This is a genomic window from Paraburkholderia sp. RL17-347-BIC-D (assembly GCF_046027915.1).
In the GTDB taxonomy this organism is placed as follows: domain Bacteria; phylum Pseudomonadota; class Gammaproteobacteria; order Burkholderiales; family Burkholderiaceae; genus Paraburkholderia.
The window spans coordinates 198,537-213,198 of record NZ_JARESS010000002.1 but is presented as its reverse complement, the minus strand read 5'-3'; the positions used below and the strand labels follow the sequence as shown (position 1 = coordinate 213,198).

Annotated in this window: 15 protein-coding genes and 1 pseudogene; 3 read left to right on the top strand and 13 right to left on the bottom strand. The window is 60.4% G+C overall.

What is annotated here, in order from left to right; all coding sequences use genetic code 11:
- Nucleotides 1-53: 53 nt before the first annotated feature.
- The 4 genes from P0D96_RS04375 to P0D96_RS04360 form a co-directional block, all read right to left on the bottom strand.
- A complete protein-coding gene (locus P0D96_RS04375; RefSeq protein WP_408312013.1) occupies nucleotides 54-1,076 on the bottom strand; it encodes an aldo/keto reductase in 1,023 nt (340 codons plus the stop codon).
- Between the two features lie 92 nt (nucleotides 1,077-1,168).
- On the bottom strand, nucleotides 1,169-2,035 hold the full coding sequence (locus P0D96_RS04370; RefSeq protein WP_408312010.1) for an NmrA family NAD(P)-binding protein: 867 nt from the start codon (nucleotides 2,033-2,035) through the stop codon (nucleotides 1,169-1,171).
- A 49-nt stretch (nucleotides 2,036-2,084) separates the two neighbouring features.
- A complete protein-coding gene (locus tag P0D96_RS04365) occupies nucleotides 2,085-3,398 on the bottom strand; it encodes a serine hydrolase domain-containing protein (RefSeq protein ID WP_408312007.1) in 1,314 nt (437 codons plus the stop codon).
- Nucleotides 3,399-3,448: 50 nt separating this feature from the next.
- A complete protein-coding gene (locus tag P0D96_RS04360) occupies nucleotides 3,449-3,790 on the bottom strand; it encodes a DUF4148 domain-containing protein (RefSeq protein ID WP_408312004.1) in 342 nt (113 codons plus the stop codon).
- A 221-nt stretch (nucleotides 3,791-4,011) separates the two neighbouring features.
- Here P0D96_RS04360 and P0D96_RS04355 point away from each other — a divergent pair, with 221 nt between their 5' ends.
- Complete coding sequence (locus tag P0D96_RS04355; RefSeq protein ID WP_408312001.1) at nucleotides 4,012-4,926, top strand: LysR family transcriptional regulator; 915 nt, start codon at nucleotides 4,012-4,014, stop codon at nucleotides 4,924-4,926.
- A gap of 169 nt (nucleotides 4,927-5,095) precedes the next feature.
- Entirely contained in the window at nucleotides 5,096-5,509 is a 414-nt protein-coding gene (locus P0D96_RS04350) for a DoxX family protein (protein WP_408311998.1), read from the top strand.
- A 45-nt stretch (nucleotides 5,510-5,554) separates the two neighbouring features.
- Here the strand turns inward: P0D96_RS04350 and P0D96_RS04345 are convergent, their stop codons facing one another.
- Nucleotides 5,555-7,165: a Na+/H+ antiporter gene (locus P0D96_RS04345; protein ID WP_408175132.1), complete on the bottom strand. Its 1,611-nt coding sequence runs from the start codon at nucleotides 7,163-7,165 to the stop codon at nucleotides 5,555-5,557.
- Nucleotides 7,166-7,463: 298 nt separating this feature from the next.
- Nucleotides 7,464-7,910 carry a GNAT family N-acetyltransferase gene (locus P0D96_RS04340; RefSeq protein ID WP_408311994.1) on the bottom strand — a complete coding sequence of 149 codons (447 nt, stop codon included), beginning with the start codon at nucleotides 7,908-7,910 and terminating at the stop codon, nucleotides 7,464-7,466.
- Between the two features lie 102 nt (nucleotides 7,911-8,012).
- Here P0D96_RS04340 and P0D96_RS04335 point away from each other — a divergent pair, with 102 nt between their 5' ends.
- Nucleotides 8,013-8,693, top strand: coding sequence for a helix-turn-helix domain-containing protein (locus tag P0D96_RS04335; protein ID WP_408311991.1), 681 nt, complete (start codon nucleotides 8,013-8,015; stop codon nucleotides 8,691-8,693).
- A 48-nt stretch (nucleotides 8,694-8,741) separates the two neighbouring features.
- Here the strand turns inward: P0D96_RS04335 and P0D96_RS04330 are convergent, their stop codons facing one another.
- The 7 genes and pseudogenes from P0D96_RS04330 to P0D96_RS04300 form a co-directional block, all read right to left on the bottom strand.
- Entirely contained in the window at nucleotides 8,742-9,347 is a 606-nt protein-coding gene (locus tag P0D96_RS04330) for a hypothetical protein (RefSeq protein WP_408311988.1), read from the bottom strand.
- A gap of 101 nt (nucleotides 9,348-9,448) precedes the next feature.
- Nucleotides 9,449-10,204, bottom strand: a complete 756-nt coding sequence (locus tag P0D96_RS04325; protein ID WP_408175140.1) for an amino acid ABC transporter ATP-binding protein — start codon at nucleotides 10,202-10,204, stop codon at nucleotides 9,449-9,451.
- Between the two features lie 29 nt (nucleotides 10,205-10,233).
- Entirely contained in the window at nucleotides 10,234-10,743 is a 510-nt protein-coding gene (locus P0D96_RS04320; protein ID WP_408311985.1) for a hypothetical protein, read from the bottom strand.
- Nucleotides 10,744-10,914: 171 nt separating this feature from the next.
- Nucleotides 10,915-11,682 carry an ABC transporter permease gene (locus P0D96_RS04315; RefSeq protein WP_408280807.1) on the bottom strand — a complete coding sequence of 256 codons (768 nt, stop codon included), beginning with the start codon at nucleotides 11,680-11,682 and terminating at the stop codon, nucleotides 10,915-10,917.
- 3 nt (nucleotides 11,683-11,685) lie between these two features.
- Nucleotides 11,686-12,363: an ABC transporter permease gene (locus P0D96_RS04310; protein ID WP_408280804.1), complete on the bottom strand. Its 678-nt coding sequence runs from the start codon at nucleotides 12,361-12,363 to the stop codon at nucleotides 11,686-11,688.
- 13 nt (nucleotides 12,364-12,376) lie between these two features.
- Nucleotides 12,377-13,105, bottom strand: a pseudogene (locus P0D96_RS04305) (transporter substrate-binding domain-containing protein).
- Between the two features lie 223 nt (nucleotides 13,106-13,328).
- Nucleotides 13,329-14,567 carry a LysR family transcriptional regulator gene (locus P0D96_RS04300; RefSeq protein WP_408175147.1) on the bottom strand — a complete coding sequence of 413 codons (1,239 nt, stop codon included), beginning with the start codon at nucleotides 14,565-14,567 and terminating at the stop codon, nucleotides 13,329-13,331.
- Nucleotides 14,568-14,662 lie beyond the last annotated feature (95 nt).

The following is a 14,662-nucleotide window of genomic DNA, read 5'->3' as shown; positions in this document are numbered from 1 at the left end:
TGCATTCTTTCGTCGCCCTCGATCGGGTGACAGAATTGTCGCTCGCCAAGCAATCAGACCACCACCCGATCCTTGTCGTGGAACTGCTGCATCCAGTAAGGATAAGGCAGGTGCGGCTGCGAAACCTGATTCAGACGTTCGGTCTGCGCCGCGTTCAACGCGATCTGCTGAGCGTCGAGGTTAGCGGCGAGTTGCTCTGGCGTGCGCGCGCCCACAATGACAGAACAGACTTCACGGCGTGCCAGAATCCACGCCAATGCCACCTGAGCGGGCGACGCGTTCAACTCCGCAGCGATGTCGCACACTACGCGAACGATAGGATCCGCCTTTGCGGGATCGATCGGCGGAAAATTCAGCCTGGTCCGACGCCCGGTTTCGCCGCTGCTTCCCTGCGTGTACTTACCGCTCAGGTATCCGCCCGCGAGCGGACTCCACACCATAAGCGCAACATCGTTCGCCTTTGCCACGGGCGCGATCTCATGCTCGGCGTCGCGGCTCGTCAGCGCATAGTGAACCTGATTGCTGACAACGCGGGCCCAGTGCGTGCGGGCGGTAATGCCCTGTGCACGCTCCAGGTCGCCCGCGCTGAAGTTGCAGACCCCGAGGTGGCGCACCTTGCCCTGCCTCACCAGGTCGTCGAGAGCTCGGAGCGTTTCTTCCAGCGGAACGAGTTCATCGCGGTCGTGCAATTGAAACAGATCGATATGATCCCGGCCGATACGCCGAAGACTCGTTTCCACCGACCGCATGATGTGCGAGCGGCCGAGCCCGACGTCGTTGTGGCCGGCTCCTGTGCGCAGCCGGACTTTGGTCGCGACCAGCATGCGCGATTCGTCGAGTCCAAGGTCGGACAGCGCCTGACCGACGACCGCTTCAGATTGCCCTTGCGAATAGGCGTCAGCGGTATCGATCAGATTGATACCGCGCTCGACGGCCATCGCGACAAGCCGGGTGGCCTGGGCACGGTCGAGGCCGGCAATTTCGCCCCAGATGCCGGTACCGGCGCCAAACGTCATGGCGCCAAGACAAAGACGCGAAATGCGCAGCCCAGACCTGCCGAGTGTGCTGTATTCCATAGCGAATCCCTTGATATGAATCCCTCGATGAACGATGAGCGCGGAGCACCCGGCGACGCGGCATGCTGCTCGCGTCACCGGATGCGCCCGCGTTAGCCCGCCTGCGAGACGAGGTCGCGCAGAACGGTTTCCAGTTCCACCTCGCCCTTGACGACGTCGGTTGGATCGCCTTCGAAGGCGATCCAACCTTCATTGAACCCGTCGAGCATGCGCATACGCGGCAACGGGTCCTTCGTACCTTGGGAGCGGAACAGCTCGCCCCATGTTTTGCGCGGCACCACCTCCGCCCGAACCGGACGACCCAGCACCCGGGCAAACGCCTCGGCCAGACCGTTCGGGCTCACACGCTGCGGCCCTTCCAATTCGACGACACGCGCGCCGCGCCACGTTTGCTGAAGCAGTTGCGCGGCAACGCGACCAACGTCCGCGGTCGCGACCATCGGCACGGCCTTGTCGAGCGGCTGCAAAAAGCTGGAGATGATCCCGTTGTCGCGGGCCGGCGCGACGTCCCACGCGGCGTTTTCCATGAACCAGCCGGGACGCAGGAATGTCACGGGCATCGGTAAATCGCGAAGCGCCTGCTCCATCAGCGTACGTTGCGTGAGCAGATTGGTCTCGGTGGCCTGCGCGCCGATCGTCGACAGGCAGACCACCTTGCCCGGTGCCGCCGACTGAAGCGCTTCGCGCACGGCGTCAATGACAGCACGTGCCTCGGGAAAGCCCGGCAACGGATCGAACTCGGACGGCGGCAGAATGAACACGCCTTGCGTGCCCTCGAAAGCGGCGGTAAGGGACGCCGCGTCGTCCATCTCGGCTGTCACCACTTCACACCCGCGCTCAGCCCACGAACGTGCCCGGGCGGCATCGCGTACCACCGCGCGTACCGGCTGGCCCGCGGCGAGCAACGTGCGCGCCACCGCGCCGCCGACCTTTCCTGTTATCCCTGTGATTGCATACATTGCAGCTTCTCCTTGCATAGATAGATGTGTGCCGCTCCGTGAGCGGGGCTCACGCGCGTTGCAAACCGTGATACAGCCCCTGCTCGAACTGACCGTACAGATCTACCACACGAGGGTCGTAGAACGGCAGAATCTGCGTGAAGAGCGTGCCGGCTACCTTCCTGACCGGATCGACCCAGAAATAGCTGTTCAGCAGGCCCGCCCAGCTGATGCTGCCCGCGCTGCGGCCATGCGGACCCGGCTGTGTGTTGATGTCGAAGGAGAGCCCCCACTTGTGAGGCGTCCCGGGAAACTGATCGAAGCTGTTAGACCATGCGGGCTGCGCCGTTTTCATTTCGGTTACCTGAAGATCTCCGATCTGATTCTGGAACATCGTCGCCACGGTGTCGGCACGCAGGATTCGCTCGCCGCGGTACGTCCCATCGTTCATCAGCATCTGGAGAAGCGCCATGTAATCGCGCGGCGTGCTGAATGCACCGCCGCCGCCCATGAAGAACTCGGGCCGCTGGTTGATCTCGAACGGCGCGGGCTTGAGCGATCCGTCGGGTTGCCGGTTGTGCATTGTCGCCACGCGCTGCTTCTGTGCGCCGCTGATCAGAAATCCCGAATTGCTCATGCCGAGCGGCGCGAAAATGTGCTCCCGGAAGTAGACCTCCAGCGACTGATCCGTCACTGCCTCGACCAGCTTGCCCACCCAGTCCATGCCGATGCCGTACTGCCAGCGTTCGCCGGGTTCGAACTCCAGCGGTGCCTTGAACGCGCCGTTCATCGAGTAACCGATATCCGGCATGCCGGTCGCCTTTTCGTACCGGCTGATGTTTTCGCTCCAGATGCCGTACGTGAAGCCAGACGTGTGAGTCAGCAGATGACGCACGGTTATCGCGTTTCGTGCAGGACGCAGTTTCGGCTGTCCCGATGCATCGAAGCCGTCCAGCACTTGCGGCGACTTCAGTTCCGGAAGAATCTCGCCTGCGGGCTGGTCGAGGCGAAGCCGGCCCTGCTCGATGAGTTGCATGCAGGCCGTGGCGGTGATCGCCTTGGTCATCGATAGCAGCCAGAACACCGTGTCGGGCGTCATTGCCGTACCGGCCTGGGGATTGGCATGGCCTGATGCGCCTTCGTAGACGAGGCCGCGCTGCGTGGCGCCCATCGCCACCACACCGGCTACGGTGCCGTTGTCGACGGCCTGCCGCAAGGAAAGGTCAATCGAGGCAAAGGCAGGGTTGCGGACCAGAACGCGATTGCGCGCCTGATGCACCTCCGTGGCCTCGGTATCGATGCTGGTCAATCCGCCCACTGCGGCGACGGCCAGCAGGCCGGATGCTCGCTTCAACAGATCGCGGCGGGTGAGTTGAACGGTCATCTCCTACTCCCTGAAAATTGGAATGAACAATGATGGGTGTGGCGTGCCAATCAGCGATGTGCGTAAAGCGAATCGAACGGTGCATTCGCGGGGGCCGCCGCTGCGGTGACGCGGTTGCCCGACGCGGACGAGCCGCTGCGCACACCGCCCACACTGTTGCCGATGATCGACTCGGCGCCCTTCTGCGACGCCACAGCCGCTTCGGCAGCCTGAATGTCGGCGGGGTAATGCGGATCATTGGCGCGGCCGGGCCGGTAGCCCACGCTTTCCAGTTGCACAAGCTCTGCGCGCACCTGCGCACGAGTGACAGTCGAGCTGGATTCCTGCGCGTATCCAGCGACAGGGAAGGCGATGGCGGCCGCGATGGCAAGCGCGAGATGACGGGTATTCATGGCAATGCTCCTTTGAATCGCTGAGGTTGAAACGACCTGTTGGGATGCATTGTGGGCAAACGCGATGAGAAACTAAATGACACGAATGACACTTGTGAAGTGACTGCTGGTTACTAATGAGTCATAGTGCGGTTTTTGACGCACGGTGCAGGGCCAGCCGATAGCGGCTTGGCATTCGACTGAACGTCTTCCGACCATTAAATGACCAGGATGCAGCGCCCATGAGATCGTCCGGCGAGAATCTCTCTAGCGGTATCAGCGTATTTGCCGCCGTCGTCGATGCGGGAACGTTCGCAGCCGCGTCCGAATTGATGGGTATGTCGCCGCCCGGGGTTAGCCGGGCAATCGCTCGACTCGAAAGGCGGTTGAAAACACGGCTCTTCAATCGGACGACCCGCGCCGTGTCCCTGACTGAAGCGGGCCGGCGGTTCTACGAGCAGGTCATGCCGCACTTGAGGGGCATGGAGGAAGCCGCCGCAGCCGCGGCAGGAGGCGCCGCGGCCGTGCGCGGGAAGCTGCGAATCAATCTTGACCCGGTCTTTTCGCGGATCATTCTGGGTCCGAAGCTCGATGAATTCATGGATGCGCATCCTGAACTCGAACTCGAGTTCATTGCGAGAGATCAACTCGGCGACCTCGTCATGGACGGCTTCGATCTGGCCTTGCGCTTCGGCGAACCTCGCTCATCCAGTCTGATTGCGCGAAAGCTCCTCGACACCGCGGTTGTCACCGTCGCATCTCCCTCGTACCTCGCTCGCCGGGGGCGGCCGGCGGAGCCTCAAGAGCTGAGTCGCGGGGAGCACAGGTGTTTGGAATTCCGGAACCCGGATACCGGAAAGCCGTATCCGTGGGAGTTTCATCGCAAGCGCAAAAAGCTCGTTGTCGAAACGAATGGTCGGCTTACGGTGAATGATCCGAGCGCACTCCTCAACGCGTGTCTGGCTGGCGCCGGCGTCGCGCAGATGCTGCTGCTTGGGGCCGAGCCCCTGATCCGGGAGGGCCGGCTCGTCATCCTGTTTCCAGACTGGCCGGATGAGCGCTTCCCGCTCTATGCGTACCACCCGTCGCGGCACCACATGCCGGCCAAGGCAAGGGTATTTCTTGACTTTATCGTCGCTTTGACGAGTACGAGCTAGCAAGTCGAAATAGCCCCGGTCGTTCAGATTTTTTCAGCCGACGCTCGAGGTTAGCGGTCAAAGCGAACACCTTTTACCTCACGCTTAAGAACACTTAAGGAATCTGGAAGGACGTTCAGTCCGCGCTAGCCTATGATCGCTCAATCCAGGCGAGAACAAAGAGGCGCGTGTGAAATTAAGGGCAACGACCGCGGATTTTGGACTGCTGTATTTACGAGTGACCGCGAGCCTGCTCGTCCTCGTGGTTCACGGCTTGCCGAAAGCCATGCACTACGCGAGCCAGGCAGCGGCGATCGAAGATCCGTTTCACCTGGGTCGAACCGTGTCGATTACATTCGCGATTTTCGCGGAAGTCATCTGTCCGCCGCTGATGATCCTCGGGATCGCGACGCGACTCGCTGCGTTGCCGATCCTCATCGTCACGGTGGTCGCGCTGGCCTTCGTCCATCGCGACTGGTCGCTGGCGGAGGGACAGTTCGCGTGGATGCTGCTGATTCTGTTCGGCACGATCGCGATTGCCGGGCCGGGCCAGATCCGTTTTGGCGGCCGAGCGGAGCAGCGCGACGGAACAGCCCGGCAGTAAGCATCGCGTTTTCCACTTGTGCCGTTTTCCTCGCGCATCGCCGCCTCACGGCCCCAACAGTTTTTTCAGCCGTGCCTCTTCGAAATCGAGTTCCGATTCGATCCGGTGCAGGGTCTTGTCCTTGATCCGGTTCTCGTCGTGCAACTGAAGCAGCGCCGCGCGGCCCGCCTGGACCGCTCGCAGCCCGAGGTTCAGCCGCGTCAGCCGCAAGTGCACGAGCGTTTCGCCGCCCGTGTGCGCACGCACGTTGCTGTCGATACGATAGCTGTATTCGTCGATCAGCCGCAGCACCACGTCTTCGTTGCCTTTGCATTGCGCGAGGTCGATCTGCTTCAGCGCGTCCAGCGACGCCTGAAACGTGAGGGATCGAGCCTGATATTGCGTGAGATATTTCGATTCGGCGGACGCGTGAGCATCGTTGAAACCGACCAGGCGCGCGAGCGGCGCCAGCGTCAGACCTTGCACGAGGACCGTCACGAAGATCACCGCGAATGTCGAGAAAATCAGCAGATCGCGATCGGCTAGCGACTCGGGCAGCGCCAGTGCAGCGGCGAGACTCACAACGCCGCGCATTCCGGCCCAACCGAGAATCGTCGCCTGCTTGAGGTCCGTTCTGGGCTGGGTGCCACGCGCGCGCGAGAGGAGATATTCGGGCAACGCGATCGCCGCCATCACCCAGACGAACCGCGCGACGATCACAACCGCGACCGTGACGCCGGCCACCACCCACACACGCTCGGGCAGCCACCACGAGAACGTGTGTCCCGCATCGAGCTTTGCCAGCGTACCGGGCAGCGACACGCCGATCAGGATGAACACGAGCGCTTCCAGCACAAAGACGACGACGTCCCACGTGCCCGTGGTTTTCAGCCGCGTGGTCGCGTCGAGTGTCATGTGCTGGCACAGTCCAACGATCAGGCCGCACACCACCACCGACAGCACACCGGAGCCATGCAGGCGTTCACCGAGCAGATACGCGGCCCACGCAGCGAGGAAGGTCAGCACGACGGCCAGATGCGTGTCTTCGAGCCAGCCGAGCAGCTTGATCGTTGCCCAGCCGATGAGCGCGCCCGTTGCGATGCCGACGAGCGAAAGCGTCGAAAAGGTGAGGACGGCGCCGCTCGCGCTGAAGGTGCCCGCCGCCAGCGCAACCAGCGCGAAGCGATAGATCACGAGCCCTGACGCGTCGTTGACGAGGCTTTCGCCCTCGAGCACGGTGACCAGCCGCTCCGGCAACGGCAACTCGCCGAGCAGGGCTTTGGCCGCCACCGCATCGGGCGGCGACACGATCGCGCCGAGGGCGACGCATGCGGCCCACGGCAACTGTGGATCGACCCAATGGACGGCGCACCCGACGCACGCAGTCGTGAAAATCACCGACCCGAGCGCCAGCGACGCGATTGGCGCTGTCTCGCGGCGAAACTCTCGCCAGGCGGTATAGAACGCACTGGACATCAGCAGCGGCGGAATCAGCACGACCATGATGACGTCGGGGTCGAACGCAACGACGGGCGCATCGGTCGCGAAGCCGATCGCCGCACCGCCGACCAGCAATACGGCAGCCGACGGCAGATTGAAACGGCTGGCAATGAGCGATAGCACGCACGCGCCGAGCAGTACGAGAAGCAGGCCTTCGAAGAATACGATGTGGTTCATCAGTGGGCGCTCAAGGGTGCGGTGGCGGCCGGCCGTTGCCGAAACCGTTATGCTTGCATATCGTAATGTACAAACATTTTCAGCCGCCCATGAAGCCCGCCTTTGCAACCCGGCAAAAATACGCCGCGAGACTTCGGCGTTATTCCCTCAGCGCCGCAACCATAATCGTCCATGCAGGAAAGTCGGAACGAATATAACGCTCCTTCACGGCGCTGAAATCACCAAGCTGTGACGCGATATCCACGTGAATGAAACCAGTTCGACGAGGTCGCTTTCGGGCAATCGCAGGCGCTTCGCATCACAAGTCAAGACGCAACCGTGGTCCAACCTCGACAAAACCCGCGGACTGATAGAACGCAAGCGTCCGGCTCCAGCGGGGCTGGCCCGGAGCGCCCACGTCGAGTCGTTTCCATCCGCGTTCCTTGCCGAACCTCGCGGCTTCGCAGACCAGCGCCGCGGCCAATCCACCAGACCGGCATTCGGGTCGGACATATAGCTCGGTAATCTGTCCGAAGGCCCCTCCCGCGTATATTGCCATTCCTTCTGTCATTAGAAGTACGCCTACGGGACTATCCCCTTCGAGCGCCAGATATCCGAAGCAGCGACTCGCTTGGGTCAGAACGGCTTCAGCGATAGACACTCGATCCGCGTGTTCAAGTTCGCCATGGTGAAGCTCCACAAGAAGCGCATCCACGAGGTGCGCAACGGAACGTGCATCTGTCGGTGCAATAGGGCGAATATGCATCAACGCAGTCTCCTTTGCTATCTCGCGCGGTACTGCCAAAAAGCCGTTGACTTGCCACTCATGCGTGGCAATGCCTCATATAATGGCAACAAGTAGTCATCTTTGAACTGCTCCTTCATTGAAGGCACCATGCCAAAAACTCAGAGTCAGCCACCCGCTGAAGAATCTCCGGACATCGAGGTAGCAGAGAAGCAGACGGACCCTGCAGTGGAGAAAGTGTCCCGTGCTCTGGCTGCACAGATTCATGCTTTCCGAACCTCAGCAGGAATCGCTTCGGGCACCCTCGCGAAAATGGCCGGCATTTCCCATTCGATGCTCTCAAGAATCGAAAAAGGAACGGCCACTCCGTCGATAGAAACGCTTACGCGGCTGGCCAATGCGTTGGGCAAACCTGTATCGCGCTTTTTCGTCGATCAGAGCGAGCGCCACGACTGCTCGTTCGTACCCGCGGGACAAGGCGTGACTGTCGACAGGGAAGGTTCGTCGTATGGCCACATCTATCGGCTCGTTGGCCACGTATTGTCAGGGAATCTCTCCGTGGAGCCGTATGTCGTTACGCTCGACGAAAAGTCCCAGCCGTGGTCAACCCACCAGACAACGGGTATTCAGTTCCTTCACGTACTCGAAGGCAAGATGAAATACCGTTACGCCAATCGGCTCTACGACCTGAAACCCGGCGACAGCCTGCTGTTCGACCCGAATGCGGCGCATGGTCCGGAAGAAATCGAAAGCGTGCCGGTCAAATTTCTCGCAGTGTTCTTCAACATCCGCGAATACAGCTAGAAAATAGAGGCCGTAGCCTCTCGCAACCACCCTATCGCACGCACCGGTTTATCGTTGCGACCGCTGCAGTTCTGCGAATTGCTTTGCCACCGCGCTTTCTCGACTGGCGACAATCTCTCCCGCTCCAACGCGCTCTCGGCCGTACACGATCCAGGCGTCATCGGGCGAACCGATCGTGGCATCCACTCGCAGCGTCTCCGGTTGCGAGTCGAAATAGTATCGATAGACCAGCGCGGAATCGCATTCTCCCTTCATCAGTCGCTCGAAAGCCACCGGAATCGAGACTGCGGGAATCCGCCTGGAATACGCGCCGAGGTCGACGTAGTCATCGGTTGCGGGAGAAACGAGCGAGATGGTTTCCGGCTTGTCCACGTCGTTACGCGTGAGAATCGCCAATGTCTGACTCGGCGAGATGAACGTGTCGACAACGAACCGCTCACGGAAATTACTGCCCATCACACGCGGGGAATCCGGATGAACCGCGCACTGAATGAGATAGTCGATTTCGTCGGCGTCAAACGCAGCTAGCGCGTCGTCGAAATTATCAAAGAGTTTGACTTCCGCCTCGAGGCCGTGGAATTCAATGTAACGACGCGTCACATACTCGTGGTTCGTTCCGGATGGGCCAAGGGTGCCAAATCTGATTGTGGCCATGCTTTACTCCTGAAGATCTGCGGGATACCGTTTTATTGTGGGCGAAGCGTCTCGACCTCTTTGAAAAGTTCGAGTTCTCGCGCATGCCTAACATGACATATTCATTTGTGAATCATCTGACTGAGGAATCGCCTCGCTCGCTCAGTCCTCGGCGCATCAAAGAAGTGGCCAGGCTCGTTGTCTTCTACGATCTCACCCTGGTCCATGAACAGAATGCGGTCGGCCACCGCCCTCGCGAATCCCATTTCGTGGGTGACGCAAAGCATGGTCATGCCGTCTTGCGCGAGCAGCGTCAGCGTGTCGAGCACCTCCCTGACCATCTCCGGGTCGAGCGCGGACGTCGGTTCGTCGAGCAGCATGATGGTCGGCGACATGCAGAGCGCTCTTGCGATAGCCACCCGCTGCTGTTGACCGCCGGAAAGCTGGGAAGGGTATTTCCCGGCGTGACTCGCCACGCGAACGCGTTCGAGCATTTCAAGCGCCCGTGCTTCGGCCTCCTTCCGCTTCAAACCACGAACACGCATGGGAGCCAAGGTGCAGTTTGCCAGCACCGTCATGTGAGGGAACAGATTGAAATGCTGAAACACCATGCCGACATCGGCACGTACCATGCGTACGTGTCTCACATTGTCAGTGAGCTCGATTCCGTCGACGCGGACATCTCCCGAATCATGCCTCTCCAGTCGATTCACGCAGCGAATCAGTGTCGATTTTCCGGAGCCGGACGGTCCGCACAGAACAATCTTTTCACCTCGCCGGACATTCAGCGAAATAGAATTGAGTACATTGAACTCGCCGAAACTCTTTGAGAGTCCGTTGATAGATATCGCGAATTCATTATTGGGGATCGTATTCATAGCGAAAGTCCTGTGCATTGGCATGCGACTCAGGTGTCAAGCCGCGTGATTGTCTGAGCGTGGAATGCCTGAGCCGCCGGACTCTCCTTCCAGGCGACAACCTGGCCGTCGGACAACCGCTCACGGCCGTAGACAATCCAGGGGTCGTCGACAGTTCCGATCCGCTCGTCGATTCTGAAGCGGGTGGGATTCTCGGTAGCAAGGGACGAGTAGGTCAGACCGCTTTCGTATTTGCCCGAGAGGAGTCCATTCGCAACCGAGGCTGTCGATGTCTCCGGAATGAGCGTCAGTCCATCTGTGTTGACATAGTCGCGCGTGGCGGGCTGAAGTGCGAGCGTGCGCGGTATCTCGACGTCGACGCGGGTCACTACGGCCATGTCTTTGCTGGAAGAGACGAATGCATCGATGACGAAAAGTTGTTTGCGGTACTTCGCAACGATGTCAGCCGTCGAAGGATGGACTGCAACCTGCACGATATAGTCGGCCTCGCCGTCGATCACCAGTCGTGCGGCCTCGTCAAAGCTCAATACCAGCGCCATCGACGCCCGTCCTTCCAGACCGTGATGTTGAATGTATCGGGCAGTCACGAACTCGTGATTGCTGCCACTTGGTCCAAGTGTCAGAAACCGAAGCAATTTGCGTTTCTCCATTAACTTTTCGTAAGGGACTCGGAGGCATGAGTCCGCCTATCAAGATGCGCCATATGACGACTAGGTCGCGTGAGCGTCACCAGAATCTGAAGACTTCAGCATCGCGGCTTGCTTGGGCTTTCGAGCGTTGACGACGTTGACGTCCTTCCCTGTTCTGCGTGCAATGTTCAGTTCGAGAATCCGGAACGCGTGCGAGAGAAAAAACGTCATCGCGAGATAAATCAATCCAGCGGCGACGAAAATCTCATAGGGCGCGTAAGTTTCACTAACCAGCAACTTCGACGTTCCCGTCAATTCCATGATGGTCACCGTCGATGCCAGCGACGTCGCCTTCAGGTTCAGAATCGTTTCGTTCGCATAGGCGGGGATTGCAATCCGAATAGCGATCGGTGCTTTGATGCGAGTGAGTATGGAGGCTCGACTTAACCCGAGTGCCTCGGCAGCTTCGACAATGCCTTTCGGCACGGCAGACAGCGCCCCCATCAGAATGCGCGCCGTGTACGCACCCGAATTCAGGCCCAAGGCAATGACTGCACAGGTGAATGGGTCACGCAAGAGCGGCCAGACCACGGAGTGTCGAATAAAAGAGAACTGTCCGAATCCGTAGTAGAGAAAGAACAATTGCACGAGCGCCGGCGTGCCACGGAATGCGCCGATGTAAAACTTAACGCTACCGCTCAGAACCCTGGACGAGCTCAATCCAACAAGCGCCGTGGGCACGCCCACAATGATGCCGACGACCACGATGGCGACAAACAATTCGAGCGTGATGGGCAAGGCAGCGAGCAGACGCGGAAAGCTCGAAATGAGCAATGAGAAGTCGAACATGCGTCACCTCGCCAATGCGGTCGATGTCTTGCGACGAACCGTGCTAAAAACGTTTGTCAAAGCGAAGCTGAGAACGAAGTACAGCACGCCGGCAATCAGGTAGAAGAAGAACGGGCGATTTGTCGCTTCGACGGCAAAGCCTGTTCTTCGCATCAGGTCTTCCAGACCGACCAGCGAGACAAGCGCAGTTTCTTTCAGCAATACGGTCAACTGATTCCCGAAAGCAGGTACGGCGAGGCGCCACGCCTGTGGTGCAATGACGTGCACAAAGCCCCCTGCGCCCGTCAATCCCAGCGCTGCGGAGGCTTCAAACTGGCCGCGCGGAACTTCCAGAATTGCGCCCCGGAAGATTTCCGTCGCATAGGCGCCGAACACCAGTCCCAGCGACACGGCACCCGCCCCGAACGCATTGATTTCAATGGGCCGGCCCAGGACATGAGAAAGGGTTGCGCTGCCGCCGTAATACACAAGGAAAATGACCAGCAGGTCCGGCACACCTCGTATGGTGGTCGTGTAGGCCCCGGCGAACTGCCTGAGAAGCCGCAACGGAGACAGCTTGGCAGCCGCCATTAGTATTCCGATTACCGAGCCGATCGCTGCGGCCGCGAGTGCGACCAGCAGAGTCGTCAGGGCCCCAAGCAGAATGAGTCCGCCATAACCGTTCAGAGTGAAGCTGAGCATGCTGGCTCCCGCATTACATCAGAGCGAAAGGGAAATACTTCTTTCTGATCTGGTCGTAGGTGCCGTTCGCCATGATCGCGGCCAACGCTGCGTTAATACGATTGCAGAGTTCCGTGTCGTCGAGGCGAACCGCAATTGCGTTCCCGTCCCCGAGTACACCGCCTTTGAATTCAGGTCCGATGAACGCGAAGTCCTTCGCGTCTGGTCGCTTGAAGAAGTCGGAATAGAAGGTCGCCTTGTTGCCGATGATGAGGTCCACGCGACCTGCTACGAGATCCAGTTCCGGCTGACGGGTATCGTCATACAGCACGAGTGACGCCGTCTTGTCGTAACCGTTGGCGACGAGCCACTGGTGCTGCGACGAGCCGCGTTGAACGCCGATGCGCTTGCCCTTCAGTGCCGCGGGCGAGACGTCCTTGATGCCGCTGTCTTTTGCCGCGATAAAGCTCGACGTCGTGTCCTTGTACTTGTTGGTGAACAGAACCTGTTTGCGTCGCGCAGGCGTCGTCGACATCGACGCGACGATGGCGTCATATCGATTGGCCTGAAGACCAGGAATGATGCCGTCCCACGCTTGCGCAACGATCTGGCATTTCAGCTTCATCTATGCGCAAAGGGCATTCGCAATGTCCACGTCGAAGCCCTGAAGCTGGCCGGAGGCGTCTTTGAAGCTCCACGGCGGATAGGTGCCCTCGGTTGCAACTCTCAACGTGTCGCCGGCCGAAAAGGCCGGCGCTGACATGAGCACTGCTGCGCCCATCAGGGCGCTGACGACCAATCCTCGAAAACGTCGAAACAGGGTGTGTGACATGGCAACTCTCTCGTCGCGATTGCTGCGCCCCGGGTAGTCCGTCGCATTAGAGGTAAAGGTAGTCGGTCGTTAATTTAACGTCAATATTTTACTTTTATGCAAATTCCCTAATCGGGTTTACCCGCAAATCGCCGTTCGGGTAGCGCACCGGCCGTCACGGCTCGTAGTTGGATTCGGCCGCGCATTCTCCGCGCAAAACCTCAACGAAGGCCTGCTGCACCGCCGTGCCCAGCCAGTCGGTGCGCACGGTATAGCCGACCGCCCGGCTTGCCTCGGGCGTCTCCAGTTCCAGCGCCACCAGCTCGCGTCCCGGATAGGCGTCGCGGATCTGCGCACGGGATAGCAGCGTGATGCAATCGCTCTCCATCAGCATCGCGAGCATCATCGCGAGCGAACTGGTCTCGAGCACCAGAGGCGGCTTGACGGGCAACTGCCCGAAAATCGAATCGATCACCGCGCGTCGCGGCACGTTGCGCTGAGGCATGACCCAGTCGTAGTCGGCGAGATCGAGAAGCCCGACGGTTTTCCGTTTGGCCAGTCGATGCCCCTTGCGCACAGCCACGACGTAAGGATCGGCAAACAGTTCGGTCTCCTGCACGGAGCCCGTGAGGCGAGGCTCGCGCAAACCACCGACAATGATGTCGATCATGCCGCTGCGCAATTCGTGCAGCAAAAGCGCATGGGAACCCTCTTCGACCGTGACGCGCGCGGCGGGATAGCGCTCGCGCAGCCGTTGAATGGCGCGCGCGACGAGCCGCGACGGCAGCAACGGCAAGACGCCGATCGCCACCTTCCCGGTGAGCTGCCCGCGGGCGTATGCCAGATCCTCCCCTGCCTGCGCGATCTCGTAGAGCGCGAGACTCAGACAGCGCGCGAATTCGATCCCCGCGGCGTTCGCCGACACGCTGTGCACGCGCCGCCGGTAAAGCGACACGCCGACGTTCTGCTCGATTTGCCGCGCGGCCCGATGCACCGCCGGCTGTGAAATGCCCAACGACAACGCGGCCTCCGCCGCGGACCCCGCGTTGGCGATGGCGATATGACAGCGCACCTGCGCGTCGGTCAGACGGCGGCAAATCTTGGCCGCGTTTGCCGCCGATTGGCCGCTCAGGCTCGTCACGGCACGCTCCATCTGATCGAGCATGCGGCGCACGCGCCGCTGCAGGATCGCGCCCTCGCCCGTCAATTCGCTGCCGCCGAAACCGCGCTCGAACAGTTGGCCGCCAAAGCTCGCTTCCAGCTTGCTAATGGCGACACTCACAGCCGGCTGCGTGCGCCCCGCGCGGACCGCCGCCTGCCCGATTCCACCGGCTTCGCACACCGCGTCGAACAGGAAGAGACGCCTCAATCGCGCCAGATCGTCGTCCGCCGATGCATGTTCGACAGCCTCCATCGACCCTCCAAACCGGCTATGTGAAAACCCTTAGCTTAACGTAAATCTATGGGCTGGGCCTCACTTCATATTGAGGACTCCGGCCACATCGCGCT